This window comes from Polaromonas aquatica (genome assembly GCF_042659145.1).
Lineage (GTDB): Bacteria > Pseudomonadota > Gammaproteobacteria > Burkholderiales > Burkholderiaceae_C > Polaromonas > Polaromonas aquatica.
On record NZ_JBHSRS010000013.1, the window covers coordinates 266113 to 290013 of the forward strand.

Annotated in this window: 20 protein-coding genes and 1 tRNA gene; 10 read left to right on the plus strand and 11 right to left on the minus strand. The window is 62.7% G+C overall.

The window, feature by feature from the left end; translation table 11 throughout:
- The first annotated feature begins 53 nt into the window (after positions 1-53).
- Both ACFQND_RS05365 and thiD read left to right on the plus strand, forming a co-directional pair.
- Positions 54-129, plus strand: a tRNA-Asn gene (locus ACFQND_RS05365).
- A gap of 608 nt (positions 130-737) precedes the next feature.
- Entirely contained in the window at positions 738-1580 is an 843-nt protein-coding gene (gene thiD / locus ACFQND_RS05370) for a bifunctional hydroxymethylpyrimidine kinase/phosphomethylpyrimidine kinase (protein WP_371436254.1), read from the plus strand.
- On the opposite strand, the gene ACFQND_RS05375 is transcribed toward thiD, so the two are convergent.
- Positions 1581-2870 carry a purine-cytosine permease family protein gene (locus ACFQND_RS05375; protein WP_377412536.1) on the minus strand — a complete coding sequence of 430 codons (1290 nt, stop codon included), beginning with the start codon at positions 2868-2870 and terminating at the stop codon, positions 1581-1583.
- 568 nt (positions 2871-3438) lie between these two features.
- Between ACFQND_RS05375 and ACFQND_RS05380 the strand changes: the two genes are divergently transcribed.
- Positions 3439-5922, plus strand: a complete 2484-nt coding sequence (locus ACFQND_RS05380; RefSeq protein ID WP_377412538.1) for a DEAD/DEAH box helicase — start codon at positions 3439-3441, stop codon at positions 5920-5922.
- A 23-nt stretch (positions 5923-5945) separates the two neighbouring features.
- Here the strand turns inward: ACFQND_RS05380 and ACFQND_RS05385 are convergent, their stop codons facing one another.
- The 8 genes from ACFQND_RS05385 to ACFQND_RS05420 form a co-directional block, all read right to left on the minus strand.
- Positions 5946-6989 (minus strand): NAD(P)/FAD-dependent oxidoreductase, encoded by a 1044-nt coding sequence (locus ACFQND_RS05385; RefSeq protein ID WP_377412541.1) that lies wholly within the window; start codon positions 6987-6989, stop codon positions 5946-5948.
- A 115-nt stretch (positions 6990-7104) separates the two neighbouring features.
- A complete protein-coding gene (gene fdxA / locus ACFQND_RS05390) occupies positions 7105-7434 on the minus strand; it encodes a ferredoxin FdxA (RefSeq protein WP_371435632.1) in 330 nt (109 codons plus the stop codon).
- A gap of 66 nt (positions 7435-7500) precedes the next feature.
- Positions 7501-8919 carry a sulfate adenylyltransferase subunit 1 gene (locus tag ACFQND_RS05395; RefSeq protein ID WP_371435633.1) on the minus strand — a complete coding sequence of 473 codons (1419 nt, stop codon included), beginning with the start codon at positions 8917-8919 and terminating at the stop codon, positions 7501-7503.
- 110 nt (positions 8920-9029) lie between these two features.
- On the minus strand, positions 9030-9974 hold the full coding sequence (cysD, locus tag ACFQND_RS05400) for a sulfate adenylyltransferase subunit CysD (RefSeq protein ID WP_371435634.1): 945 nt from the start codon (positions 9972-9974) through the stop codon (positions 9030-9032).
- A gap of 56 nt (positions 9975-10030) precedes the next feature.
- Positions 10031-10669 (minus strand): phosphoadenosine phosphosulfate reductase domain-containing protein, encoded by a 639-nt coding sequence (locus ACFQND_RS05405; RefSeq protein ID WP_371435635.1) that lies wholly within the window; start codon positions 10667-10669, stop codon positions 10031-10033.
- A gap of 1 nt (position 10670) precedes the next feature.
- Positions 10671-11078: a DUF934 domain-containing protein gene (locus ACFQND_RS05410; RefSeq protein WP_371435636.1), complete on the minus strand. Its 408-nt coding sequence runs from the start codon at positions 11076-11078 to the stop codon at positions 10671-10673.
- Positions 11079-11091: 13 nt separating this feature from the next.
- The gene (locus ACFQND_RS05415) at positions 11092-12939 is read right to left on the minus strand and encodes a nitrite/sulfite reductase (RefSeq protein WP_371435637.1); all 1848 of its coding nucleotides are present in this window, start codon (positions 12937-12939) and stop codon (positions 11092-11094) included.
- A gap of 53 nt (positions 12940-12992) precedes the next feature.
- Entirely contained in the window at positions 12993-13784 is a 792-nt protein-coding gene (locus tag ACFQND_RS05420) for a sulfite exporter TauE/SafE family protein (RefSeq protein ID WP_371435638.1), read from the minus strand.
- Between the two features lie 282 nt (positions 13785-14066).
- On the opposite strand from ACFQND_RS05420, the gene ACFQND_RS05425 reads away from it, so the two are divergent.
- Together ACFQND_RS05425 and ACFQND_RS05430 are read left to right on the plus strand one after the other, a co-directional pair.
- Positions 14067-15296, plus strand: coding sequence for an ABC transporter substrate-binding protein (locus ACFQND_RS05425; protein ID WP_371435639.1), 1230 nt, complete (start codon positions 14067-14069; stop codon positions 15294-15296).
- Positions 15297-15378: 82 nt separating this feature from the next.
- Positions 15379-16224 carry a response regulator gene (locus ACFQND_RS05430; protein WP_371435640.1) on the plus strand — a complete coding sequence of 282 codons (846 nt, stop codon included), beginning with the start codon at positions 15379-15381 and terminating at the stop codon, positions 16222-16224.
- Between the two features lies 1 nt (position 16225).
- On the opposite strand, the gene mnmC is transcribed toward ACFQND_RS05430, so the two are convergent.
- Positions 16226-18103, minus strand: a complete 1878-nt coding sequence (gene mnmC, locus ACFQND_RS05435) for an FAD-dependent 5-carboxymethylaminomethyl-2-thiouridine(34) oxidoreductase MnmC (protein ID WP_371435641.1) — start codon at positions 18101-18103, stop codon at positions 16226-16228.
- 20 nt (positions 18104-18123) lie between these two features.
- Complete coding sequence (locus ACFQND_RS05440) at positions 18124-18396, minus strand: oxidative damage protection protein (RefSeq protein ID WP_371435642.1); 273 nt, start codon at positions 18394-18396, stop codon at positions 18124-18126.
- Between the two features lie 147 nt (positions 18397-18543).
- Here ACFQND_RS05440 and ACFQND_RS05445 point away from each other — a divergent pair, with 147 nt between their 5' ends.
- The 5 genes from ACFQND_RS05445 (at position 18544) to ACFQND_RS05465 (ending at position 23888) form a co-directional block, all read left to right on the plus strand.
- Entirely contained in the window at positions 18544-19584 is a 1041-nt protein-coding gene (locus tag ACFQND_RS05445; RefSeq protein ID WP_371435643.1) for a sulfate ABC transporter substrate-binding protein, read from the plus strand.
- A 145-nt stretch (positions 19585-19729) separates the two neighbouring features.
- A complete protein-coding gene (ssuE, locus tag ACFQND_RS05450) occupies positions 19730-20329 on the plus strand; it encodes an NADPH-dependent FMN reductase (RefSeq protein WP_371435644.1) in 600 nt (199 codons plus the stop codon).
- Positions 20330-20457: 128 nt separating this feature from the next.
- A complete protein-coding gene (locus ACFQND_RS05455) occupies positions 20458-21480 on the plus strand; it encodes a sulfonate ABC transporter substrate-binding protein (protein WP_371435645.1) in 1023 nt (340 codons plus the stop codon).
- 39 nt (positions 21481-21519) lie between these two features.
- Positions 21520-22641: an aliphatic sulfonate ABC transporter substrate-binding protein gene (locus ACFQND_RS05460; protein ID WP_371435646.1), complete on the plus strand. Its 1122-nt coding sequence runs from the start codon at positions 21520-21522 to the stop codon at positions 22639-22641.
- A complete protein-coding gene (locus tag ACFQND_RS05465; RefSeq protein WP_371435647.1) occupies positions 22641-23888 on the plus strand; it encodes an FMNH2-dependent alkanesulfonate monooxygenase in 1248 nt (415 codons plus the stop codon). The genes ACFQND_RS05460 and ACFQND_RS05465 overlap by 1 nt, the downstream gene beginning before the upstream one ends.
- Positions 23889-23901 lie beyond the last annotated feature (13 nt).

Below are 23901 nucleotides of genomic sequence, written 5' to 3' on the forward strand. Positions count from 1 at the left end.
GAAAGCGCGGAGTCAAAAAGCCGAAAAAATCACGCTATAATCTAAGGCTACATTCCTCAATAGCTCAGTTGGTAGAGCGCCGGACTGTTAATCCGTAGGTCCCTGGTTCGAGCCCAGGTTGAGGAGCCACTGGATTCAAGGCCTCGCACGAAAGTGCGAGGCCTTTCGTCTTTCTGGACGTGACGAAAACATGACGGCTCAATCGCATTCTTACTACTCTCCCCGCGCTTGATTTGAGACGTTGCGGACGACAAGTTCTCTGTGGAAATTGTGGGCATGCCATTCCTGGTTTTATTGAGCCAGGTGGTATGCCGGTTCAAATCCGCCCGAGCCCACTTCAGACCCGTTATCTCCGTCGCACGACAGCCTGCTGCCATGGCAGAAAACGCAGAAAATGGCGCTTTAGATAAAGGTCCTTGTGAATCAACCCTCTGCCCATGCCAAACTTATCGCCACTTACAGGAGGGCGGAGGCAGAGGCTGCCCACAAGTCAGGATTGGTCAAGGCTGTTGCAGCCAAGGGGCCCAGGGCGATTCAGGCGGCTATCGAAACAGCAGCTAAGGCAGCAAAACGCAGGGACTCCTATGCGGAAAAGCTTGCTGAGCTGGGGGTGGATCTCGGGGATTGAGCGTTGCTCAGTGCCTGCACGGCAGGGACTCCGACGTCTTCTGCCGTGACGCGCACGCATCGGGTGTTTTTTCATTTCCGGCGCTGGTATTACAGCTAGCATTGGCACCATGACAAATCAGGTTTTTGAATTTAAATACCCCCGCGTCCTGAGCATCGCCGGCTCCGACAGCGGCGGCGGTGCGGGCATACAGGCTGACCTCAAGACTTTTTCTGCATTGGGTTGCTACGGCATGACGGCCATCACGGCGCTGACTGCTCAGAACACCTTGGGTGTGCGCTCCATCCATGGCGTGCCGCCGCAAATGCTGCTGGACCAGATCGACGCGGTGGTCGAAGACATCGGTGTGGATGCCGTCAAGATCGGCATGCTGCATTCACCTGAAATCGTGCATGCGGTGGCCGAAGCGATTGACCGGCATGCGTTAGAGCGTGTGGTGCTGGACCCGGTGATGGTGGCGACCAGCGGCGCCGTGTTGATCGACAACCCGGCGATTGCTGCCTTGGTGCGCGAGCTGTTTGGCCGCGCGGCCCTGGTCACGCCGAATCTGGATGAAGCGGCCTTGCTGGTGGGCCGACCCTTGGACAGTGAGCAGGCGATGGAAATTGCGGCACGCGAACTGCTGGCCAAAGGTGCGCGGGCGGTGCTGCTCAAGGGTGGGCATTTGCCGGGTGATGTGGTCAGTGATTTGCTGATCACACAGGGCGGTGTACCGCACTGGATGCGCGCGCCGCGTATTCACAGCGCCAACACCCATGGCACGGGCTGCACGCTGTCTTCTGCGATTGCGTCTCACCTGGCTTTGGGCCTGTCCTTGACTGAGGCCGTGGAGGCCGCGCGTGTTTATATACGTGGGGCGCTGGAAGCTGGGGCGGCAGTGCGCACAGGCGCGGGCAGCGGGCCGCTGAACCATAGCCATGCGCCGCAGGTCATGCGGCTGATCCCACTTTAATTAGGCCGTCGCGCTGACTCTTGCGGGCGTGTCGCTGGTAAAGCGTGCCAGTACAAAGGTCAAAACCAGGGTCGGCAGGGCGGCACCCCAACTGGGCGCGAGTTGTGCGCATGCGTGATAACAGACGACACCCACAAACCAGATCAGCACGGCGCTGTAGTTCACCTGCCGTTCCGTGACCAGCGCTGCCACATTGGATCGGCCGGCCAGCCGCGCCAGGATCACGCCGTACAGCGGGATAAAGACCGAGCTGAGCATCAGCAAAAACGGCTCCAGGCTGTGCATGGGCAAGACCATGGCCAGGGCCGTGCACACCACCGCCATGGTGATGCCCCAGCGGCGCACGCTCCAGCGCGGTTTCAGGCTGTGGCCTGCGACCGAGCCTGAATACAGGTCACCGTAGGCGTTGTCCACCTCGTCAATCAGGATCAGGCCCAGCGCAATCAGGCCGCCTTGCGCTAGCAGCAGCGCGGCGACCAGGTCGGTGCTGGGCGTGGTGATGGCGACCAGCACACCAAGCGCGTAACACCAGATATTGGCCACGGCATAACCCAGCCAGGTGCCGCGCAGTGCGCTTTTGCCGTCGCGCCCATGGCGCGCAAAGTCGGCCACCAGCGGCAGCCACGAGACCGGCATGGCAATCACCAGGTCCAGCGCGGCCAATGTGCTCATGCCGCCTTCGCCAGGGCGGTTCCAAAGGGTGGCAAGGCCTTGTGCATTGGCTTTGACGAGAAACTGCCAGGTGAGCCAGAGCAGCGAGGCGATCACCAGCGGCAGGCCGTAACGGCCAATAAATTTGCGCACCAGCTTGACCATGGAGCCCGACAGCAGGGCGATCAGCACGCCGCCCCACAGCAGGGTTGCAAGAAAAGGCCAGATGGCACTTGTGAAGCTGCCGGACTGGCGCGCAATGGCCAGGGTGCCGTCGCGCATCACGACGATCTCAAAGGTGGTCCAGCCGACGAGCTGCACAATGTTGAGCAAGACCGGCAGGCGCGCAAAGCTGCTGCCGTAGGTGGCGTGCATCAGGCCGGCGCTGGACAGGCCGCTGTCACAGCCTATCTTTGCCGTCCAGGCCAGCAGCCCGGCGCCCAGCAAGGAGCCAAAAACAATGACCATGGTCGCCTGTTTGGCGCCCAGTGCTGGCACCAGGTAGGCGCCAATCTGCATGACCAGCAGGCCGACGCCCAGGCTGAGCCAGAGCGCGGCGTGGTCGCGAAAACCAAATGATCGGTCGCCGGCGGGTTGCGGCGTGAGCGCCGTGTTGGTGCTGCCTAAAGAGGCGGGCATAGAGGGCGTAGAGGAGCTGGTAGCCATCAACATTCCATTCGTTAATGGCAGGTCGGCCTGTTTGAAGCCCGTGGCCGGGCGCCTGAAACATGCTTCCCTGCGCGAGGATTACCTCAGTCAGGTTCAAAGGGACTTTCTCAGTCACCGGCTTCCATCTGGACGCCGGCAACACCCCTAGCGAATGCACTCTTGGTGCGGGTGCCAGTGTAGGCGAAGTCGGGGTGCTATTCAATTGATAGCTGGCGGCGCGCATTCTGATTCGGCTACAGGCCTTTTTGGCTGTTAAAAACCGAGATTTTTGGCCTCGGGATGCGCTCCAAAGCGGTTTTCGGACCATTTTGGGCGCTGTTTTTGGCCTTTTCAGGCATCAAATCATGCGCTGGTCCAATCACAATGTGCGCCACCAGCTATCAAAAAGGTAGCGGAGCCACGCTGGCGAACAGACCTGCGCAGGTTCCGGGCAAGGGCGCCGTGCCGTCCATTCGGCCCCGTGGACAATCAGCGCCATGCGTGCCTATTCACCTGTACCTGCCTGCCCTTTTCAGCGCGAGACAAGGCGCGTCCAGCCGTGAGTGCCGTGCCGGTTGTTGCCGCCCGTTTTCGCCCACGCCTGACGCTACAGACGCTGACGCGCGGCGACGGCTTGCTGGGCATGAAACCCAACGGGCCGTTTGGCCCGCGTGGCGAACAGGTCACGGTGGTGCAGGTGGACTGGACTTACGCCATGGACGGTGGCCTGCACTGGGAATGCCCGGCGCCGGTGACGGTGCTCAACAGCCGCGGCACACCTGTCCAGAGCGTGGTCGACAGCCAGGGCAGGGCTGTGGCCCTGCAGCGCGACCTCTATGCCGAAGCCGAGGCCCTGGACCGCTTGTGGACGCTGGGCCTGCATCCGGTGCCGCCGGACGCCTTGCAGTGGCGCAGCGACGAAGCCGCGGCAGGTCATGGCGTCTTCTGGTCGCTGCTGCAGGAGGAATCCTTTGCGGATTTCTGGGCGGATCAGTTGCCCGCTCTGCAGGCTGAGGGTTGGGCCGTCGTGGTACGGCCCGGCTTTGCCCATGAAAGTGTGGCTGTGGACGCCTGGCGACTGCTGATCAGCCCCGACACCGGCGAGATGCTGGGCAAGGAAGTGGCCGCGCCCATGCACGGCCGCCCGCCTGTCGTGCAGGCCCTGGGCCTGGCGCCGCGCGAAGGCTCCTGGCTGCTCACCTTGGGTGTGGAGGTGGACGGCCTGACGCTGGACCTCGCACCCATGATGGCCGACCTGCTGCGCCGCGACAGCCGCTGGCTGAATGTCCGGCAGGTGAGGGCCATCGACGACAAATCGGTCATCACCTTGCGCGCGCCGGGCGGCAAACGGATTGCTGTACCGGCCGCCCTGCTCAAGACCATTGTGGGCAGCATGCTGGATTTACTCGCCGATCCCCGGCGCGCCGAAGGCCCTTTGCGCTTGTCGGCGTGGGACGCCTGGCGGCTGGACATACTGGACGCGGGTGTCGCCCGTGCGGGCGTTGGGAGCGCCTGGCAGTTCAGGGGTGATGCCGGCTTGCGTGAGCTGGCGCAGCGGCTGCAGGGAAGCGGCGGGCCCCAGGTTGTAGACGCACCGGCAGGCCTGGGCGTGACCTTGCGGCCCTACCAGTTGCAGGGCCTGGCCTGGTTGCAATATCTGCGCGTTCATGAGCTTGGAGGCATTCTGGCCGACGACATGGGTCTGGGTAAAACAGCGCAGGCGCTGGCACACCTTCTCATCGAAAAGCAGGCAGGCCGGATGACACTGCCATCCCTGGTGGTGGTGCCCACCTCGCTGGTGTTCAACTGGCAATCCGAGGCCAGGCGCATGGCACCGGGTTTGCGCCTGCTGGTGTTGCAGGGGCAGGATCGCGCGGAGGCGTTCCAGGCCATGGCAGACCACGACGTCGTGCTGAGCACCTACCCGCTGCTGTGGCGTGATGTGGATGTGCTGGCGCGCCAGCCATTTCACTTGCTCATTCTTGATGAGGCGCAATGGGTCAAGAACGCAGCCAGCCGCAGCGCGCGTGCGCTTCGCCGCCTGCGAGCGCGGCATCGCCTGTGCCTGACCGGCACACCGCTTGAAAACCACCTGGGCGAACTCTGGGCCCAGTTCGATTTTTTGATGCCCGGTTTTCTGGGCGATGCACGCAGTTTTGCGCGGTTGTGGCGCAAGCCGATAGAAACCAATGGCGAAACCCTGCGTGCGCAACTGCTGGCGCAGCGTGTGCGTCCTTTTATCCTGCGCCGGCGCAAGGACGAGGTCGCCACTGAACTGCCGCCGCGCACCGAGGTCATCAAGCGTGTGCAGTTGCTCGGCGGCCAGCGCGAGCTGTATGAAAGCGTGCGTGTCGCCGCCAATGAGCAGGTGCGCCGGGTTTTAACTCACAACAGTTTTGCGGGAGCTCAGATCACCATTCTGGACGCGCTGCTCAAGCTGCGCCAGGTTTGCTGCGACCCCTACCTGCTGCGGGGCGTGAAACCTTCGCGCGCCATGGGCCGGGCCAAGCTGGAGCTGCTGGGCGGCATGCTGCCGGAGCTGATTGCCGAGGGCCGGCGCGTGCTGGTGTTTTCGCAGTTCACCGGCATGCTGGCGATGATAGAAGCCGAACTGCAGTCGCGGCAGCTTGCCTGGCTGTCGCTGACGGGCGATACGCCGCCGAAAAAGCGCGGCGAAGTGGTGCGCCGCTTCCAGGACAAAACCGTGCCCATCCTGCTGGTCAGCCTGAAAGCCGGTGGCGTCGGCCTGAACCTGACGGCGGCGGACACGGTGATTCATGTAGATCCCTGGTGGAACCCGGCCGTGGAAGAGCAGGCCACGGCACGCTCCCACCGCATCGGGCAGGACCAGCCGGTGTTTGTCTACAAGCTGGTGGTGGAGGGCAGCATTGAAGAACGCATGCTGGAGCTGCAGGCCCGCAAGGCCGCCTTGGCCGAAGGTGTGCTGGGTAGCGACAGTGCCACCGTCCTCAAATTCGGCCCGGAAGACCTGCAGGCCTTGCTGGCGCCGCTGGAGGTGGCCGCTTCAAGCCCGCAGGGTTGAGGAGCAGGTCTTGCGATATCGGCTTAAGTGCCGGCTACACCTAACAACTGGTGCAGGCGCGGGCTGGTGGTGGTGTACTGCAGCATGATTTTTTTGTCCGGGAAGACCAGCGCTGCCGCGCCAAAGGCGGCCAGTGCACTTTCGTGGAAGCCGCTGAGGATCAGCTTTTTCTTGCCCGGGTAGGTGTTGATGTCGCCGACGGCGAAGATACCCGGGACGCTGGTTGAAAACTTCTCGGTGTCCACCAGCAGTTGTTTGCGCTCCATGTCCAGGCCCCAGTGCGCAACAGGTCCGAGCTTGGGCGACAGGCCGAGCAAGACCAGCAAGGCATCCAGCGGCAGCGGGTGTGTCAGGCCGTCTACATCGGTGACCTGCGCAGCAACAAGCTGGCCGTCCTTCTCGTCGTAAGCCGTCACCTGGCCAACTTCAAAGCGCATCTTGCCTGCATCACACAGCGCCTTGACCCTGGCGATGGTTTCGGGCGCGGCCTGGAAGACGTCGCGGCGGTGCAGCAGCGTCAGGCTCTCGGTGTTGCCCTCGGTCGCCAGGCGGCATGCCCAGTACAGCGCCGCATCGTCACCGCCCACGATGACCAGCTTCTTGCCGGCAAAGTCGTCCGGGTTGTCAACGCGGTAAAACAGCTGGCTGTCATTAAATTTGTCCAGGCCATCCAGCTTCAGCAGCTTGGGCTGGAAGGCGCCCACACCCGCCGCCACGATGATGGTTTTGGCGAGGAACTGGCTGCCTTTGGAGGTTTCCACAAAAAACCGGCCGTCAGGGCGTTGCTCCAGCACGCGGACTTCCTGGCCCAGGTGAAAGGTGGGGGCGAAGGGTTCAATCTGTTTCAGCAGGTTGGCCACCAGCTCACGGCCCGTATAGCGCAACACGCCGGGAATGTCGTAAATCGGTTTGTCGGGGTACAGCTCCATGCACTGGCCACCGGGGTGGGGCAGGGAGTCCACGACGTGGGCGTTGATCTCCAGCAGCCCGAGCTGGAAGACCTGGAACAGGCCGACCGGCCCGGCGCCTATGACAAGCGCATCAGTTGAAATCATGTCGCCGTCCATTGGTTGAGCCGGCCTTCTTTTCCAGCGGACGCCGCGGAACTGGCTTAGCCAGGCCGCAGGCGTCGCCCCCTTGAGGGGGGTAGGTGCTACACGAAGTGAGCATCCGGAGGGGGGGTTACCTAATCAGTTCCGACAGCTTGCCGGTCTTGTCTTTCCACTCTTCGGCATCGGGCAAGGCTTCCTTGCGTTTGGTGATGCTTTTCCAGCCGGGCGCATTGCTCAATTCGACATTGAGCTTGATGAAGTGCAACTGGTCAGCCGGCACGTCTTCCTCGGCATAGATGGCGTTGACCGGGCACTCGGGGATGCACACCGCGCAGTCTATGCATTCGTCCGGGTCGATCACCAGCATGTTCGGACCCTCGCGGAAGCAATCCACGGGACAGACATCCACGCAGTCGGTGTATTTACAGCGGATGCAGGAGTCGGAAACGATGTGAGTCATGTTATGTGGGCTGATCGGTGGAAACCCTTGATTTTAAGGGCTTTCCGATCGCCATATTTATCAGGGTTAAAGAACGAGCGCGGCGCCCGAGGTCTTGTGCGAGGCGGTGTCCACCAGCACCAGCGAGCCGAGCACGCGGGATTGCTTGTAGGGCAGTGTGGCAATCGGCTCCAGCAGGGCGATTTCAACCACACCGATGGCGTTGGCATCCAGTTTGCTCGCATCGTGGCTTTCCAGCGTATTGATGTTGATGTGGCTGACGATGCGCTTGATCTTGGCCTTGACCCAGCGGTGGCCGTGCAGCGCCCAGTACAGGCGGCCGGGCACCAGCGGCTCCTCGTCCATCCAGGCGACGGTGGCGGTGATTTCGCGCGAGCCCAGGGGCGGCTCAAACCCGCCAGTCGCCAGCAGCCAGTCGCCACGCGAGACATCCAGTTCGCGGTCCAGGATCACGCCTGCACTGTGCCCGGCAAGAATCGCCTTGGGCTGGCGTGCGTGGTTCAGCACCTGGGCGACGATGGCGGTTTTGCCGCCGGGCAGGACGGTGATTTCCTGGCCGGGCTGCAGCGCACCGCTGGCAATGCGGCCCCAGAAAATACGCCGGCCCTGGGAGGTGTCGGCGCTGGAGGAGAACCGTTCCGCCGACAGGCCGCCCTTAGGCGGAACAGCCCCCTCGGGGGGCAGAGAGGACACGCTAGTGCCGAACGTGGGGGCCGGTTTCTCAACCCATTGCACCGGCAGGGCGAAGGGCTGCGTGGTGTCTGCCGGATTCGACGACAGGTGTTCCAGTATTTGCAGCAGGCCGGGGCCGTTGTAATCGCACCAGCCGGGGTTGGCATCAACCACGTTGTAGCCGATCAGCGCGGACACCGGGACTATGGCCTTGACGGGGATGCCTGCATGTTCTGCAAACTGGCGCAGCGCGGCGCTGATGTGGGCAAAGGCCAGAGCCGGGTTGTCCACGGCGTCAAGCTTGTTCACGGTAAACACGATGGACGGCACACGCAGCAGGTTGACCAGCAGCGAGTGGCGGCGCGTTTGCGGCAGCAGCTCGGGCAGTGCAGATTGCCAGTCAAGTTTGGTGGCATCCACCAGCACCACGGCGGCGTCGGCGCTGGATGCGGCCGTGACCATGTTGCGGGTGTATTGCTCGTGGCCGGGCGCGTCGGCAATGATGAACTTGCGTGCGGCGGTGTTGAAGTAGCGGTAGGCCACGTCAATCGTGATGCCCTGCTCGCGCTCGGCCTGCAGGCCGTCTGTGAGCAGGGCCAGGTCGGTTTGCCCGCCGCGCTGCACGCCGGCCAGCTGGTCCTGCAGCACGGTCTTGCTGTCCACCAGCAGGCGGCCTATCAGCGTGCTTTTGCCGTCGTCCACGCTGCCGCAGGTGACAAAGCGCAGCGCGGCGCGGGTGTCCTGTTCGCCTGCTGAGGGCGTGTCGATCTGCCGGTCATAAAAGCTTGGGGGAGCGATGGTCGAAGTGTTCATATTGATCTCAAAAAATGCAGTGTCTTCGCCAGTGGGGGCCGAGGGTCCGGCTTTGCCGGCCCAAGGCGCCACCCCTGGGGGAAGCGGGCAAAGCCCGCTGCGGGGAGAGCCTAAAAGTAGCCTTCTTTTTTACGTTTTTCCATGGACGCATCAGAGGTCTTGTCGTCCATGCGGGTGGCGCCGCGCTCGCTCACATCGGCGGCCAGGGTTTCCAGCACCACGTCGGCGGCGTTCAAGGCCGGGCTGTCCACCGGGCAGGTGCAGGTGATGTCGCCCACGGTGCGAAAACGCACGGTTTTTTCAACGGCTTCTTCGCCGTCGCGCAGCGGCGTCAGTTCGGTCACCGGCACCAGCAGGCCCTTGCGCTCGACCACTTTGCGCTGGTGTGCGTAGTAGAGCGACGGCAGCTCGATATTTTCGCGCTCTATGTATTGCCAGACGTCGAGTTCTGTCCAGTTCGAAATCGGGAACACGCGGAAGTGCTCGCCCGGCTGGATGCGGGTGTTGAACAGCGTCCAGAGTTCGGGGCGCTGGGCCTTGGGTTGCCACTGGCCGAAGGCGTCGCGGTGCGAAAAAATGCGTTCCTTGGCGCGGGCCTTTTCCTCGTCACGGCGTGCGCCGCCTATCAGGGCGTCAAAGCGGAACTCGTCAATCGCTTCCAGCAGGGTCACCGACTGGTGCACATTGCGCGACTCACCGGGGTGGGCCAGGCGCACGGTGCCGCGTTTCATCGAGTCCTCGACATTGCGCACGATGAGGTTGGCGCCCAGCTGTTTGGCGCGGTAGTCGCGGAAGTCGGTCACTTCATGGAAGTTGTGGCCGGTGTCAATCATCAGCAAGGGGTAAGGAATGCTGCCGCCGCGCTCCTTGTCAAGGAATGCCTTTTCTGCGCACTTGAGCAGCACCAGCGAGTCCTTGCCGCCGGAAAACAGCAGGGTAGGGCGCTCAAAAGCAGCGGCTACCTCGCGCAGGATAAAGATGGCTTCTTCTTCGAGGGCGTCGAGGTGTGCATTGCTTAACTGGCCAAGCAACTGGGGTTCGGTTCGGGCGTTCATGCGGTGATTTCCATGGTGGGAATGATGCTGCTGGATTTTTGGCTGGGTGCCTGCGGTCAGTGCTGGACGTGCAGCCCGCACTCGCGGTTATCCTCACCTTTGGTGGGGTCCACATAGTCGAAATTGTTGGGCAGGCCGTGGGCCTCGCAATACTGGTAGAGGTCTTTGGACGACCAGTGCAGCAGGGGCGCGACCTTGATCAGGCCATCAGGATTGACGCTGACCGGGTCCATCTGGGCGCGCACTGCGGTATCGGTGGCGCGCAGGGCCGTGAACCAGACCCTGGGCGCGGTTTCCCGCAGGGCGCGGGCGAAAGGTTCCAGCTTGACCTCTGCGGTGAATGCGGCATGGCGCGGGTCGTCCAGTGACGGGGTTGCACCTTCCACCGCCTCACGATGCGCACGCGAGCGGCGCGGCAGGTAGATGTGAAGGTCCAGCTTGAGCAGTTTTGTCACTTCATCGGCGAAACGGTAGGTGGCTTCAGTGTTGTAGCCGTTGTCCATCCAGACGACCGGAACGCGCGGGTTGGCGCGTGTCACCATGTGCAGGATGACCGCCTCGAAGGGGCGGAAATTGGTGGTAATGATCGCAGGCTGCTCAAGTCCCACAGCCCAGTCCACCAGGCCCTGGGCGTTGCGACCCAGTTCTGCGTTGATATGTGCGAGGTCCAGGCCCGCTTCAATCACTTCTGTCATTTCAGGCCCCGGCAAAATTAGCGAAATGGGGTTCGACCTGCACGGCATCGCCCTGGTATTTGCCGACGCCGTAGCCGGGGTAGCTGGCGAGCACACGTTTGGCGACCGCCATATCCTGGTCGGCGCGCAGCACGGCAACGGTAAAACCGCTGCGCTCCATTTGCGCCAGCTGGTCCACCAGCACGTCGCCGGTGGCGCGGATCTCGCCCTTGAAGCCAAGTCGACGGCTCAGCAAAAAGGCCTGGCTGAAAGCGCGACCGTCGGTGAATTTGGGAAAGTGCAGGTCAATGCGCTCCACGCCTGCCAGCGACAGCTCGCGCGGGTCGGCGTCGTTCGCGAAAACCACGGTTTTTGGATCAATCGTGGCCGTGGCCGGCGCATCGCCTGCGGGGCTAGCTATTAATTTCATAGTAATTCTCCTTTCAGGCGGCTTGTTCTTCGGGGGCGGATTTGGCGGAGGCGGAAAATCGTGCGCCGTTGGCCGCAACCTTGAAGGGCTCAATGCCAACGCGCCTGAGCGTGGCGATAAAGGTTTCGCTCCTGCCGTCCGCGTCCGCGCTTTGGCGCAGCGACTGGTAGGTCTCCAGCACGGCTTCAATCACTTCAGGCACTTCTGCTGCGCTGAAAGACGGGCCGACCACCTTGCCTGGCGTGGCCGGGCCCGACAGGGTCGAGCCGTCGGCACCGCCCAGGGTGACCTGGTACCACTCCTTGCCGTCCTTGTCGACGCCCAGGATGCCGATGTGGCCGCTGTGGTGGTGGCCGCAGGAGTTGATGCAGCCGCTGATGTGCAGGTCGATCTCGCCCAGGTCGTGCAACTCGTCCAGGTCCTGGTAGCGCCGGGTAATGGCTTCGGCAATCGGCAGCGAGCGGGCATTCGCCAGCGAGCAGAAATCGCCGCCGGGGCAGGCAATCATGTCGGTCAGCAGGCCGATGTTGGGCCGTGCGAGACCTGCCTTGCGCGCGGCCTTCCAGAGCTCGGGCAGCTGGTCGCAACGCACCCAGGGCAGCAGCAGGTTTTGCTCGTGCGTCACGCGGGCTTCGCCGGCCGAGAACTGGTCTGCCAGGTCGGCGGCAATGTCCAGCTGGGCCGCGGTGGCATCGCCGGGCGCCTGGCCCAGGCGCTTGAAGGACAGGGTGACGATGCGCAGGTCGGGGTTTTTGTGCGGCGCCACGTTGCGCGTCAGCCAGCGGCCGAACTCGATGTCGTCCTCGGCGGCTGCGCGCAGGATGTTGGCGATTTTTGCATCTGCGCTTTTGCGGTCGCAATTCAGCGCGGGCGGCACAAACGAGGCCGTGGCGCGGTCCAGTTCGGCCTGCGTGATGGTGTGCGGTGCGCCATCGTGTTCGATGATCTGCAGGTATTCGGCTTCGACCTGGTCGATGTAACGCTGGCCTTCGGCTTTGACCAGGATCTTGATGCGCGCCTTCCAGGAGTTGTCGCGCCGGCCGTAGCGGTTGTAGACACGGATCACCGCTTCGAGGTAATTCATGATCTGGTTCCAGGGCAGGAACTCGCGGACCACGGTGGAAATGGTGGGCGTGCGGCCCATGCCGCCGCCCACCAGCACCTTGAAGCCCAGCTCGCCGGCATCGTTGTGCCTGAGCTGCAGGCCCACGTCATACCAGGCAATCGCGGCGCGGTCTTCGCGTGCGCCGTTCACGGAAATCTTGAACTTGCGCGGCAAAAACGCGAACTCGGGATGCAGCGTGCTCCACTGGCGCAGGATTTCGCAGAAGGGGCGCGGGTCGGCAATCTCGTCCACGGCAATGCCGGCACGCTCATCGGTGGTGATGTTGCGTATGCAGTTGCCGCTGGTCTGTATGCCGTGCATGTTGACGCTGGCCAGCAGGTCCATCACGTCCGCGCTTTTGACCAGCGGAATCCAGTTGAACTGCACGTTGGTACGGGTGGTGAAGTGCCCGTAGCCCGTGGTGAGTTTGGAGACCGCAGACAGGCCGCCCGGCAGGGGAATCGCGCCCAGTTTGTCCTGGGTGGCCTGTGCTTCGTTGAGCAGGGCTGCGCTGGGCTGGTCATAGTCGCGGGCGATGGTGGCCAGCACGCGCAGCTGGGTGCTGGAGAGCTCGCCATAGGGCACGGCGACCCGCAGCATGGGCGCGTAACGCTGGATATACCAGCCGTTTTGCAGGCGCAAGGGTTTGAACTCCTCGTCGCCCAGGGTACCGGCGAGGTTGCGTTCTAGCTGGTCGCGGTACTGGGCTGCGCGGGCTTTTACAAACTGGCGGTCAAATTCTGTGTATTGGTACATGGCTGTCGAAAGTTAAAACGAGGGCTACGAGGTGGGGATGAAATTGGTTGCGGCTAGATGGCGATCAGCTTCACGCCGGCATAGGCCAGCAGAAACGACAACAGTGAGCGGATAACGCGGTCCGGCGTTTTGTGCATCAGGTGAGCGCCCAGCCAGATGCCGGGCAACGAACCTGCCAGCAGCTTGAGCAGCAGCGGCCAGTCCACCGAACCTATGGAGGCATGGCCGAGGCCGGCAACCAGCGTCAGCGGAACGGCATGGGCAATGTCGGCCGCGATGATGCGCGGCAGGGGCAGGGCTGGGTAAAGCAGCATCAGCACAATCACGCCAATGGCGCCTGCGCCTACCGAAGTCAGGGTGACCAGTGTGCCGATCACGGCGCCGAATGCCACGGGCAGGGCCCAGTGGCGGGCCTTTGTGGCCTGGTCCAGCAACTCCGGGGCGATCTGGGTCGGCGCAGCCTTGCCGCGCAACGCCTTGTACAGGGTGGCGATAGCGGTCAGCAGCAATGCCAGGCCCAGCGTGGTGGTCATGACGGCCTGGGTTGCCGGGTTGGCCGGCCCCACGCGCTGCAGCACATACAGCGTGAGCAGCGTGGCGGGAATGCTGCCGGCGGCCACCTGGCCAACGATGCGCCAGTCCACCACGCGGGCACGTGCCAGGCTGATGGTGCCGCCCATTTTTGTGACGGCGGCAAACAGCAGGTCGGTGCCTATGGCCAGGTGGGGCTTGATGCCGAAGAAGAAAATCAGCAGCGGTGTCATGAGCGAGCCGCCGCCCACCCCCGTGAGGCCAACTACAAGGCCTACGGCGAATCCGGCGAATACAAAGGCAAACTCATGCATAGCCGGAAAATGTAAAGGTCCGGCTTATGAAAACAAACTACAAATTTGTTGTTCTTTTATTCGCATAAGCTTATTCACCAGCATCCATGCGGGTTTTAAGGGGCCTGAAGGGCAGATTCCGGGTGCTGGCATTTAATGTGCATACGTGGCACCGCCCCGCAAGGCGTCTTGCGCTGGTACAGTCACAGTCCCTCATTTTCATGACTGGCAAGCTGTTTGCCATATGTTTGCCATAGGCCAGTCATTGCGCTGAACAGATTTTTTTTACTCTTGGAGAAACCTGTGAAATTGACGAAACGAGCCCTGCTGGGCGGTGCGATATTGGCTGGCCTGGCGGCTGCCGCCACGGTGGGGGCGGCGCAGCCTTCCTCAAAAACGCCGGTCAAAATCGGCGAGATCAACAGTTATTCGACCATGCCGCAGTTCACCCAGCCCTATCGCCAGGGCTGGCAGCTTGCGGTGGAAGAGGTCAATGTGGCCGGCGGCCTGCTGGGCCGCAAGGTCGAGGTGGTTGCACGTGATGACGCAGGCAAGCCCGAAGAAGCCCTGCGCCACGCCATCGAGCTGACGTCCAAGGAAAAGGTCGATGTGCTGGCCGGCGGGTTTTTGTCCAATGTGGGCCTGGCCCTGGCTGACTATGCGCAGAAGAACAAACGGGTGTTTATCGCCAGCGAACCGCTGACCGACGCCCTGATCTGGGACAAGGGCAACCGCTACACCTTCCGCCTGCGCCCCGGCACCTATATGCAGGCCGCCATGCTGGTGGAAGAGGCCGCGAAGATGCCGGCCAAACGCTGGGCCACGATTGCACCCAATTACGAATACGGCCAGAGCGCCGTGGCAGCCTTCAAGGAACTGCTCAAGGCCAAACGCCCCGACGTGGAGTTTGTTGGCGAGCAGTGGCCGGCCCAGGGCAAGCTGGAGGCCGGCACCACACTGCAGGCCACCACGCAGAGCAAACCCGATGCCATTTTCAACGTGACCTTTGGCGCCGACCTTGCCAAGCTGGTGCGCGAAGGCAACCAGCGCGGCATTTTCCCCAAGGTACCCGTGGTGTCGCTGCTGTCCGGCGAGCCTGAATACCTGGACGTGCTGAAGGACGAAACGCCCAAAGGCTGGATCGTGACCGGCTACCCCTGGGACCAGATCGATTCGCCCGAGCATGCGAGTTTTGCGGCCAACTATTACCGCCGCTTTGGTGAATATCCGAAGGTGGGCTCGGTGGTGGGCTACGCAACCATGCAGGCCATTTTTGCGGCCATCAAAAAGGCCAACTCGGTAGATAACGAAAAGCTGGTGACGGCATTGCGCGGCCTGAAGTTCTCCACGCCGTTTGGTCCGGCAGAGTTCCGTGCCATCGACCAGCAGTCCACCATGGGCGCCTATGTCGGCAAGCTGGACCTGCGCGGCAACAAGGGCACCATGGTGCAGTGGCGCTACGCCGACGGCAAGGCCTACCTGCCGTCCGACGCGTACGTCAAGGCGCGCCGCCCAGCCGCCGCGATGAAGTAAATCGACTCCGACAGCCCGCCCAAAAACGGGCTGGACGGCGCTTGCGCCTGGCCGTGGACATCTCCCGCATAATCCAGTGCAAATGCAAAACACGGATGGCGGGGCGGTCCAGCGGATTTTCGTAAAAGTCTTCGGCTTCAGTGACGTTGAACGTCACGCGCTGAACACGGTTTTTCGCCTGTCCGAATCGCGGCCGGTTGTCTATGCCCCGTGGGATGCCGACGCACCGGAGAAGGCGCATGTCGCACTGATTGACGGTGACAGCTGGGAAGCCTCCGTGGAGCTTGCCAGGCCAGAGCACGACGCGCTCCAGCTGGTCTGGGTCGGCGACAGGCCCTCCAGCAAGGCTGCGCTGGTCATTCCGCGGCCCCTTAAATGGGGCGCCGTGATTGAGGGCCTGGACCGGCTTTACGCACCAGCGCTGCCCGATGCGGAGACGAGCCTGGATTTCGACATCTCGGCAGGATCCCCCCTTGAACTGGAGATGGGCTGGCCCGGTGACGCAGGCGCCACCACGGCTCCCGCGCCGCTGGAGCCACCACAAGCCGAACCGGCAGGGGTTCGCGTGCTGGTTGTCGAACCTGACCAGGACTCGCGTTTGTACCTGCGTGCCAAATTTTCGGCGGCGGGGCTGGCGTGGATGGATGAAGCCGGAACCGGGGCGCAGGCGCTTGAACTGCTGCGCACCAACAGTTACGGACTGGTGCTTGTGGACCTGGGCCTTGGTGACATGAACGGCTGGACCTTGATCAGGACGCTCCAGGCATCCAGGCCGGCCACTGCGCAGCTGATCGTGACCGGCGCGGGCCTGACCCCGCTGGATGCGGTCCGTGCATGGTTTGCAGGGGCCACGGGAGCGCTGGCCAAACCGCTGCATCCCGGCAAACTGCAACGCCTGCTGGAAAAACTTCAGCAGACACCGTCCTGAATTAAACGCTGGCCAGTTCCATGGCCTGCGCCAGGCGCAACTCCAGCGGCAAGGGTTCGCCATGCAGCCGGGCCGCCAGCAGTTCTGCACAAAGACCGGCAAAAGTCAGCCCGCGTGAGCCCATGCCCGTGCATGCCCAGACCTGCGCACCCGAAGCGGAGGACGCAATCGGCCCCAGAACCGGCAGCCGGCCGGGCGTGGCGCAGCGAATACCGGCCCAGTTGCCAACCCGTCCTTCAACGAACGCCGTTGCCATTTGCGCTGCGGCCTGGGGCAGCAGGGTTTGCAGGCGCGCCAGGTTGTCCTGCGCATCCTGCGGTTTGATATCGGGTGATGTGCAGTCGCGCTCATAACTCGCGCCGGCAATCCACGCCAGGCCACCTGCGAGCGGTACAGCGGGTACCAGGCTGCCGTGGCCATTGACGGGGAAAGGGGGCAGGCCCTCTTGCTGCGCGCCGTGCAGCGCCCATGAGACCTGTCCACGTATGGGTTGCAGGGCCAGTGGCACAGGGCTGACGCTTGCAGCCAGGGCGCGGCTGGCGTAGCCCGATGCCAGCACCACAAGGCCGGCCTGCGCAAGTACCTCACCTGCATCATCCATGACCTGCCAGCCCTCCGGGGCGGACTGCAGGCGTGCTGCCTGCGAATGGCCGCGCCATTCAATGCCGGGCGTTGTCAGCCAGGCATTGACCAGCCGGGCCGGTTTGATCCATGCCGCCTGTGCGTGCCAGAGCGCCTGCGCGGACGCGGGCAGGCCGCACTGCACAAGCTGTTCCGGGCTGGCTATCCGGCTCCAGTCGGAGCCAACATCCGGCCAGCTTTCAGGCAAGGTTTTGCCTGGGCCATCAACACTGTGCTGCAACACGCCGCTATGGCCCCAGTCGGTGCCGGGCTCAAGAAGCGCATGGGCTTGCTGCAGTGTCAGGCGCACACCGCTGCGCGACAGCCGTGACAGCAAACTGTCATCGGGCGAGACATGCGGCACCAGCAGCCCGGCGGGCAGGCCAGAAGCGCCGCTGGCCGGGGCGCCTGCAGCGTCCAGTACCAACACCTGCCAGCCGCGCCTGGCCAGGCTTGCAGCCACGGCCGCACCGGCCAGGCCGGCGCCAATCACCACACAACTGCCTGGCTTGCCTTGTTTTATCGGAGCGTGGCGCGCCGGTTTTCTGGGTTCCCATGCGGGGTTGTATTCGCCCTGCAGGTTGTCGCGTTTGGGCGGAATGCCGGGTGTTTTCCGGACGACAAAACCAGCCTGCGCCAGCCCGTCGCGCACGGCGCGCGCGATTGTCCATGTGGCAATGCGTGTGCCGCGCCGGCAGCAGCGCGCCACCGCCTTGAAGGTGTGGACGTCCCATATGTCCGGATTTTTTTGCGGACTGAAGCCGTCGAGGTAGACCGAGTCGGCCTCAAACTGCTGCTGGCGCAACATGGCCTTGGCGTCACCTATGCACAGCGTCAGCAGCACGCGGCCTTCTTCAAAAACGAGGCGGTGAAAGCCGGGCAACAAACCCCATAACTGGGCCTTCAATTCGGTGGCCAGTAGCAACAGGGACGGGTGTGCCGCAGCACTGCGCAGTACGTCCTCTGCGCTGGCGGGGAAAGCCTCAGTCGAAACAAAATGCAGCAGCCGCGGCCGCAGGGGGTCGGCCTTCCAGGCTGCCCAGGTCACCAAAAAGTTCAGGCCAAGGCCGAAGCCGGTTTCAAGAATGGACCACTGTGCTTTGGACGCCCAGGCGGCAGGCAGGCCGCAACCGGCGAGGAAGACATCGCGCGCCTGTTCAAGCCCGCCCAGCTCGCTGCGGTAGCGGTCGCCAAAACGCGGGCTGTAAGGTGTGCCGCTGGCTGTCCCGTCGTCCAGCCAGTCGATGCGCTCCGGCATTCGTCGGGACCAGGCTCAGCTCAGGGTGAGGGCGGCACGTAGCCTTGCACTGCGTCGGCGCCATCGCCAAAAAAATGCTTTTCCATCTGCCGGGCCAGGTACTGGCGTGCCCGGGCATCGGCCAGGTTCAGCCGGTTTTCGTTGACCAGCATGGTTTGCTGTTTCATCCAGTCGGCCCAGGCCTGCTTGCTGACTTCTTCCCAAATGCGTTTTCCCAGTGGGCCGGGGTAGGGTGGAAGGTCCAGGCCCTCAGCTTCGATACCGAGTTTGATGCATTTGACGAGGCGTGCCATTTCAGATTTCTTTCGTGACTAAAGTCGTGGAGCTTAGGATAGTTTGGATATAAAGAACTGAATTTTTATTCGTTCCAGTTTTCAAGGTCTGGTTTCAGAATCCATTTTGTTCGCATTTCAACGCATTTTTTGGAAAAGAGAGCAACCATGACCTCACGCCGCCACTTTATCAATGTTTCAACCCGCACCGCCCTGTCCCTGGGCTTGGGTGCGTTGCTGGCAGGGTCTGTATTGCCCAGCCTGGCGCAGAAACCGCCCGTTACCCTGCTTAACGTGTCTTACGACCCGACCCGCGAGCTGTATGTGGACTACAACGCCGCATTTACCAAATACTGGAAAGCCAAAACCGGCCAGGACGTGACCATCAAACAGTCGCACGGCGGCTCGGGCAAACAGGCCCGTTCCATCATTGACGGCCTGGATGCAGACGTGGCCACACTGGCGCTGGCTGGCGACACCGATGCGCTGGTCAAAAACGGCGCCTGGCTGGCTCCTGACTGGCAGAAAAAGCTGCCGCACAACTCGTCGCCCTACACCTCGACCATCGTGCTGGTGGTGCGCCAGGGCAATCCCAAGGGCATCAAGGACTGGGATGACCTGGTCAAGCCCGGCGTCAGCGTGATCACACCCAACCCCAAGACCTCGGGCGGCGCGCGCTGGAACTACCTGGCGGCCTGGGAGTTTGCCAAACGCAAATACGGCGGCGACGCCAAAGCCAAAGATTTCGTGGCCAAACTTTACGGCAACGTGCCTGTGCTGGACACCGGCGCACGCGGCTCCACCATCACCTTTGCGCAACGCGCACAGGGCGATGTGCTGATTGCCTGGGAAAACGAGGCCTACCTGCTGGAAAAAGAATTCGGCGCGAAGTTTGACGTGATTGCACCGTCCATCAGCATCCTGGCCGAGCCCGCGGTTGCCGTGGTGGACAAAAACGTAGACAAAAAGGGCACACGTGCCGTCGCCGAGGAATACCTGAAATACCTCTATTCCGAAGAAGGCCAGGACATTGCCGGCAAAAACTTCTACCGCCCTGCGGTTTCCGAAAAAGCCAAGGCCAAGTACGCCAAGCAGTTCGCAAAACTGAACCTCTTCACCATAGACCAGAGCTTTGGCGGCTGGGCCAAGGCAGACAAGGAACACTTTGCCGACGGTGGATCGTTTGACCAGATCTACGTGCGGAAATAGGCTTACCCCGAAGCGGCCCCTGGCCGCCTCCCCTCAAGGGGCGCCAGCTGCGGCCCGGCAAAGCCGGTTCCGTGCTGGCACTTGCCAGGAGGACAAGAAGGCCAATCAAGTGAATCATCACGGCGAATCAGGGAGAACAAGAAATATGTCCGTGCAAGCCACTGTGTTGCTGATCGCAGGCAGCCCGTCCGAACAGTCGCGTTCGGCGGCGTTGCTCGATGCCGTCGCCGAAAGGCTGCTTCGCCACAAAGGCGTGGCCGTTGAGCGCCTGAACATCCGCGAGTTGCCGGCACCGGCCTTGCTGCTGGCGGACTGGAACCATCCAGCGCTGGTTAAAGCGATAGCCCAGGTGGCAAAGGCGCAGGCCATCGTGGTGTCCACGCCGGTCTACAAGGCGGCCTACAGCGGCGTGCTCAAGGTCTTTCTGGACCTGTTGTCGCAGACCGCGCTGAAAGACAAAACCGTGCTGCCGCTGGCCACGGGCGGCAGCCCGCACCACATGCTGGCGCTTGACTATGCCCTGCGTCCCGTGCTGCAGGCGCTGTCGGCGCGCCACATTTTGCCGGGTGTGTACGCCGTCGATGCCCAGGTTCCGCAGGCCGCCGACAAGAGCTATAGCGTCGGCCCCGAGGTGGCGGCCCGGCTGGACGAGTCGGTCGGCAGGCTGCTGCAGGAAGGCTTGCGAATGCCGGCCACGGCCGGGTTTGAGCCCGTGCCGTTTTCCAGGGTGCGATGTAGCGTCTGACACCCCGCGCAGGCACCTGAGGGATGCCTGCCAGCCTGACCCCATCCGTTCACGCAGAAAAGTGTTGCGCATGCAGCAGGGCAGAGCCTTGCCGGCGCGGACCCAAACCAGACAAAAAAGGCCTTCCCATGACATCTGAAAGCACCCCGAATCCGGCCGCCCCAGTGCGCCAGCCAGGCACCCGCAAGGGGCTGAAAAAACTCGCCTGGATCATCCTGTTCACGGCAATCCTGGCGCTTGCCGTCAGCCTCTTGCTGCTGCCGGTTGCCCGGGCGCAGGACAGGGTTGAACTGCGCATTGGCTACCAGAAATCAGCCAGCCTGTTTGTGCTGCAAAAAGCGCAGGGCACGCTTGAAAAGCGCCTGGCGCCGCTCAATGCCGGCGTCAAATGGGTGGAGTTCCCGGCCGGCCCGCAACTGCTGGAAGGCTTGAACCTGGGCGCGGTTGATGTGGGTTATGTCGGCGAGGCGCCGCCCATCTTTGCCCAGGCTGCGGGTGCGCAGTTTGCATATATCGGCTATGACCCGGCCGCGCCGGAGGCTGAAGCCATCCTTGTGCCCAAGGATTCGGCCATCAAGTCCGTGGCCGAACTCAAGGGCAAAAAAGTCGCGCTCAACAAGGGCAGCAATGTGCACTACCTGCTGGTGAAGCTGCTTGAGAAAAATGGCCTCAAGCTCAGCGACATACAGCCTGTGTACCTGCCGCCGGCCGATGCCCGCGCCGCGTTTGAAAGCAGGAATGTCGATGCCTGGGTGATCTGGGATCCGTTCTCTGCCGCTGCTGAAAAAGCCATAGGCGCACGCGTGCTGGCCGACGGCAAGGGCGTGGTCAACAACTACCAGTACTACCTGGCGGCGCGCAATTTTGTCGGTAAAAACCCAAAAGTCATACAGGCGCTGTTTGACGACTCGGTGGCGCAGGGCCGCTGGCTCAAAGCTAATTTAAAGAAGGCCGCGGAGCTGATCGCGCCGTTGCAGGGCCTGCCGGTCGATGTGGTCGAGCTCAGCCTCAAGCGCTACGAGTTCAACGTCAAGCCCGTGCCCGACAGCGTGATTGCCGACCAGCAAAAACTGGCCGATACCTTTTTCGAGCTCAAGCTGATTCCCAAAGCCATCGCAGTCAAGGACGCGGCATACAAGCCTGCGCCCTGAGCGCGCCTTGACGAAACACAAAGCAAAGGACACATCATCATGAGCCACGCCACAACGGTTTCATCGTTTCTATTGCGCCGCCGTTTTCTCCAGGTCGTAGCAACCACAGCCGCGCTTTGGGGTTTGGGTCTTGCCGGCGCGCAGGCGCAAGCGCCCGCCAAAGCCGAAAAAGCGCCTGAGCAGTTGCGCATTGGCTACCAGAAGTCCGCGGTCAACCTGGTCATCCTCAAGCAGCAGGGCGCGCTCGAAAAGCGCTTTCCGGGCACCAGGGTGACCTGGGCCGAATTTCCTGCAGGCCCGCAGCTGCTGGAAGCCCTGTCAGTCGGCAGCCTGGAGTTCGGCCTGACCGGCGACTCGCCGCCTGTGTTTGCGCAGGCCGCCGGCAAGGACCTGCTGTATGTCGCCGCCGAGCCGCCCAAAACCGACAGCTCCGCCATCCTGGTCCTGAACGATTCACCGGTGCGCACGCTGGCTGAACTGCGCGGTAAAAAGATTGCGCTGCAAAAGGGCTCGAGCGCGCATTACCTGCTGGTGCGTGCCGTTGAAAAGGCCGGCCTCAAGTGGGACGACATACAGCCGATTTACCTGGCGCCTGCCGATGCGCGCGCCGCTTTCGAGCGCAAGAGCGTGGACGCCTGGGCCATCTGGGACCCGTTTTATGCCGCCACCGAGCTGGCCATCAAGCCGCGTGTACTGGCCACCGGCCGCGAGCTGTCAAGCAACAACTCGTTTTACCTCGCGTCGCGGCCATTCGTTGCGCAGCATGAATCGACCCTGCTGGTTTTGCTTGAAGAACTGACACGGGCTGACGGCATCGCGCAAAACAATCGCAAGGAAGCCATCAAGCTGGTGTCTGACTTCAGCGGACTGGATGCGGGGGTGGTCAGCCTCTTTATCCAGCGCCGGCCGGCTTCACCGGTGGGGCCGCTCAGCGCCGCCACGGTGGCCGACCAGCAACGCGTGGCAGATGCGTTTTTAAAACTAGGCCTGATTCCAAAGGCCGTCAAGGTCTCAGACATCGTCTGGCGAATTGGGGCTCCCCCCCGAAGCGGCCTTGCGGCCGCCTCCCCCTCAAGGGGGCGCCACCAGTGGCCCGGCGAAGCCGGTTCCACGGTGGCCGCTGGAACGCGCCTTGCCGGTGCATCGACAGGGAGTTTGTGATGCAGGTTTTCTGGTTTATTCCAACCCACGGCGACAGCCGCTACCTGGGCACAGGCGAGGGCGCGCGCCAGGTCAGCTATGACTACCTCAAACAGGTCGCCGTCGCCGCCGATACGCTGGGTTATGAAGGTGTGCTGATCCCCACGGGTCGCTCCTGCGAAGACCCATGGGTGGTCGCGTCCAGCCTTTTGCCGGTGACCAAAAACCTCAAGTTCCTGGTGGCCGTGCGGCCCGGCCTGCACCAGCCCAGCCTGGCGGCGCGCATGGCCGCAACGTTTGACCGGCTTTCGGGCGGGCGCCTGGCTGTCAACCTTGTCACGGGGGGCGACCAGGCGGAGCTTGAAGGCGATGGCGTCTACCTCGACCATGCCCAGCGTTACGAGCAGTCCGCCGAGTTCATTCGCATCTGGCGCGAGGTCATTGCGCGCAGCCATGCCGGCGAGAGTTTTGACTTTGAGGGCAAACACCTGAGCGTGAAGGGTGCCAAGCTGCTTTATCCGCCTGTGCAGCAGCCTTATCCACCCGTGTATTTCGGCGGATCATCGGAAGCCGCACACGAGCTTGCAGCAGAGCAGGTCGATACCTACCTGACCTGGGGTGAACCGCCGGCCGAAGTCGCCAAAAAAGTGGCCGATGTACGGGCGAGGGCTGCAAAGTTTGGTCGCACGGTCAGGTTCGGCATCCGTCTGCATGTCATCGTGCGTGAGACCGATGACGAAGCCTGGCGTGCCGCCGAAAGCCTGATCAGCAAGCTCGATGACGACACCGTCATACGTGCCCAAAGTGCATTTTCAAGAATGGACTCGGAAGGCCAGCGCCGCATGGCAGCCCTGCATGCGGGGGCAAGGAATAAGGCCCCCACGCTCGGCACTAACGTGTCCTCGCTGCCCCCCGAGGGGGCGCTCACGCCTGGGGGCGGCCCGTCGGCGTTCAGTCGCACACGCGCGGACCTTGAAATCAGCCCGAATCTCTGGGCCGGTGTGGGCCTGGTGCGCGGCGGCGCCGGCACTGCATTGGTCGGTGATCCAAAAACGGTTGCCGCACGCATTGAGGAATACGCCGCGCTGGGCCTGGACACCTTTGTGCTGTCAGGTTATCCGCACCTTGAAGAAGCCTACCGTTTTGCCGAGCTGGTGTTTCCGCTGCTGCCGCGCAAGTTGCAGGACAAATTGCCGGGCACGGCCCTGAATGGGCCTTTTGGCGAGGTAGTGGCGAACAACTACCTGCCACGGGTTTCACAAAGTTAAGCAACAGAAGAAA

Bases quoted from the DNA above. Each gene is read 5' to 3' on its own strand.
- ACFQND_RS05415 (WP_371435637.1), bottom strand. From the start codon at position 12,939: ATGTACCAATACACAGAATTTGACCGCCAGTTTGTAAAAGCCCGCGCA.
- ACFQND_RS05430 (WP_371435640.1), top strand. From the start codon at position 15,379: ATGCAAAACACGGATGGCGGGGCGGTCCAGCGGATTTTCGTAAAAGTC.
- ACFQND_RS05385 (WP_377412541.1), bottom strand. From the start codon at position 6,989: ATGGACGGCGACATGATTTCAACTGATGCGCTTGTCATAGGCGCCGGG.
- ssuE (WP_371435644.1), top strand. From the start codon at position 19,730: ATGTCCGTGCAAGCCACTGTGTTGCTGATCGCAGGCAGCCCGTCCGAA.
- ACFQND_RS05445 (WP_371435643.1), top strand. From the start codon at position 18,544: ATGACCTCACGCCGCCACTTTATCAATGTTTCAACCCGCACCGCCCTG.
- ACFQND_RS05420 (WP_371435638.1), bottom strand. From the start codon at position 13,784: ATGCATGAGTTTGCCTTTGTATTCGCCGGATTCGCCGTAGGCCTTGTA.
- ACFQND_RS05440 (WP_371435642.1), bottom strand. From the start codon at position 18,396: ATGGCACGCCTCGTCAAATGCATCAAACTCGGTATCGAAGCTGAGGGC.
- ACFQND_RS05455 (WP_371435645.1), top strand. From the start codon at position 20,458: ATGACATCTGAAAGCACCCCGAATCCGGCCGCCCCAGTGCGCCAGCCA.
- fdxA (WP_371435632.1), bottom strand. From the start codon at position 7,434: ATGACTCACATCGTTTCCGACTCCTGCATCCGCTGTAAATACACCGAC.
- ACFQND_RS05410 (WP_371435636.1), bottom strand. From the start codon at position 11,078: ATGAAATTAATAGCTAGCCCCGCAGGCGATGCGCCGGCCACGGCCACG.
- ACFQND_RS05375 (WP_377412536.1), bottom strand. From the start codon at position 2,870: ATGCCCGCCTCTTTAGGCAGCACCAACACGGCGCTCACGCCGCAACCC.
- thiD (WP_371436254.1), top strand. From the start codon at position 738: ATGACAAATCAGGTTTTTGAATTTAAATACCCCCGCGTCCTGAGCATC.
- cysD (WP_371435634.1), bottom strand. From the start codon at position 9,974: ATGAACGCCCGAACCGAACCCCAGTTGCTTGGCCAGTTAAGCAATGCA.
- mnmC (WP_371435641.1), bottom strand. From the start codon at position 18,103: ATGCCGGAGCGCATCGACTGGCTGGACGACGGGACAGCCAGCGGCACA.
- ACFQND_RS05395 (WP_371435633.1), bottom strand. From the start codon at position 8,919: ATGAACACTTCGACCATCGCTCCCCCAAGCTTTTATGACCGGCAGATC.
- ACFQND_RS05405 (WP_371435635.1), bottom strand. From the start codon at position 10,669: ATGACAGAAGTGATTGAAGCGGGCCTGGACCTCGCACATATCAACGCA.
- ACFQND_RS05465 (WP_371435647.1), top strand. From the start codon at position 22,641: ATGCAGGTTTTCTGGTTTATTCCAACCCACGGCGACAGCCGCTACCTG.
- ACFQND_RS05460 (WP_371435646.1), top strand. From the start codon at position 21,520: ATGAGCCACGCCACAACGGTTTCATCGTTTCTATTGCGCCGCCGTTTT.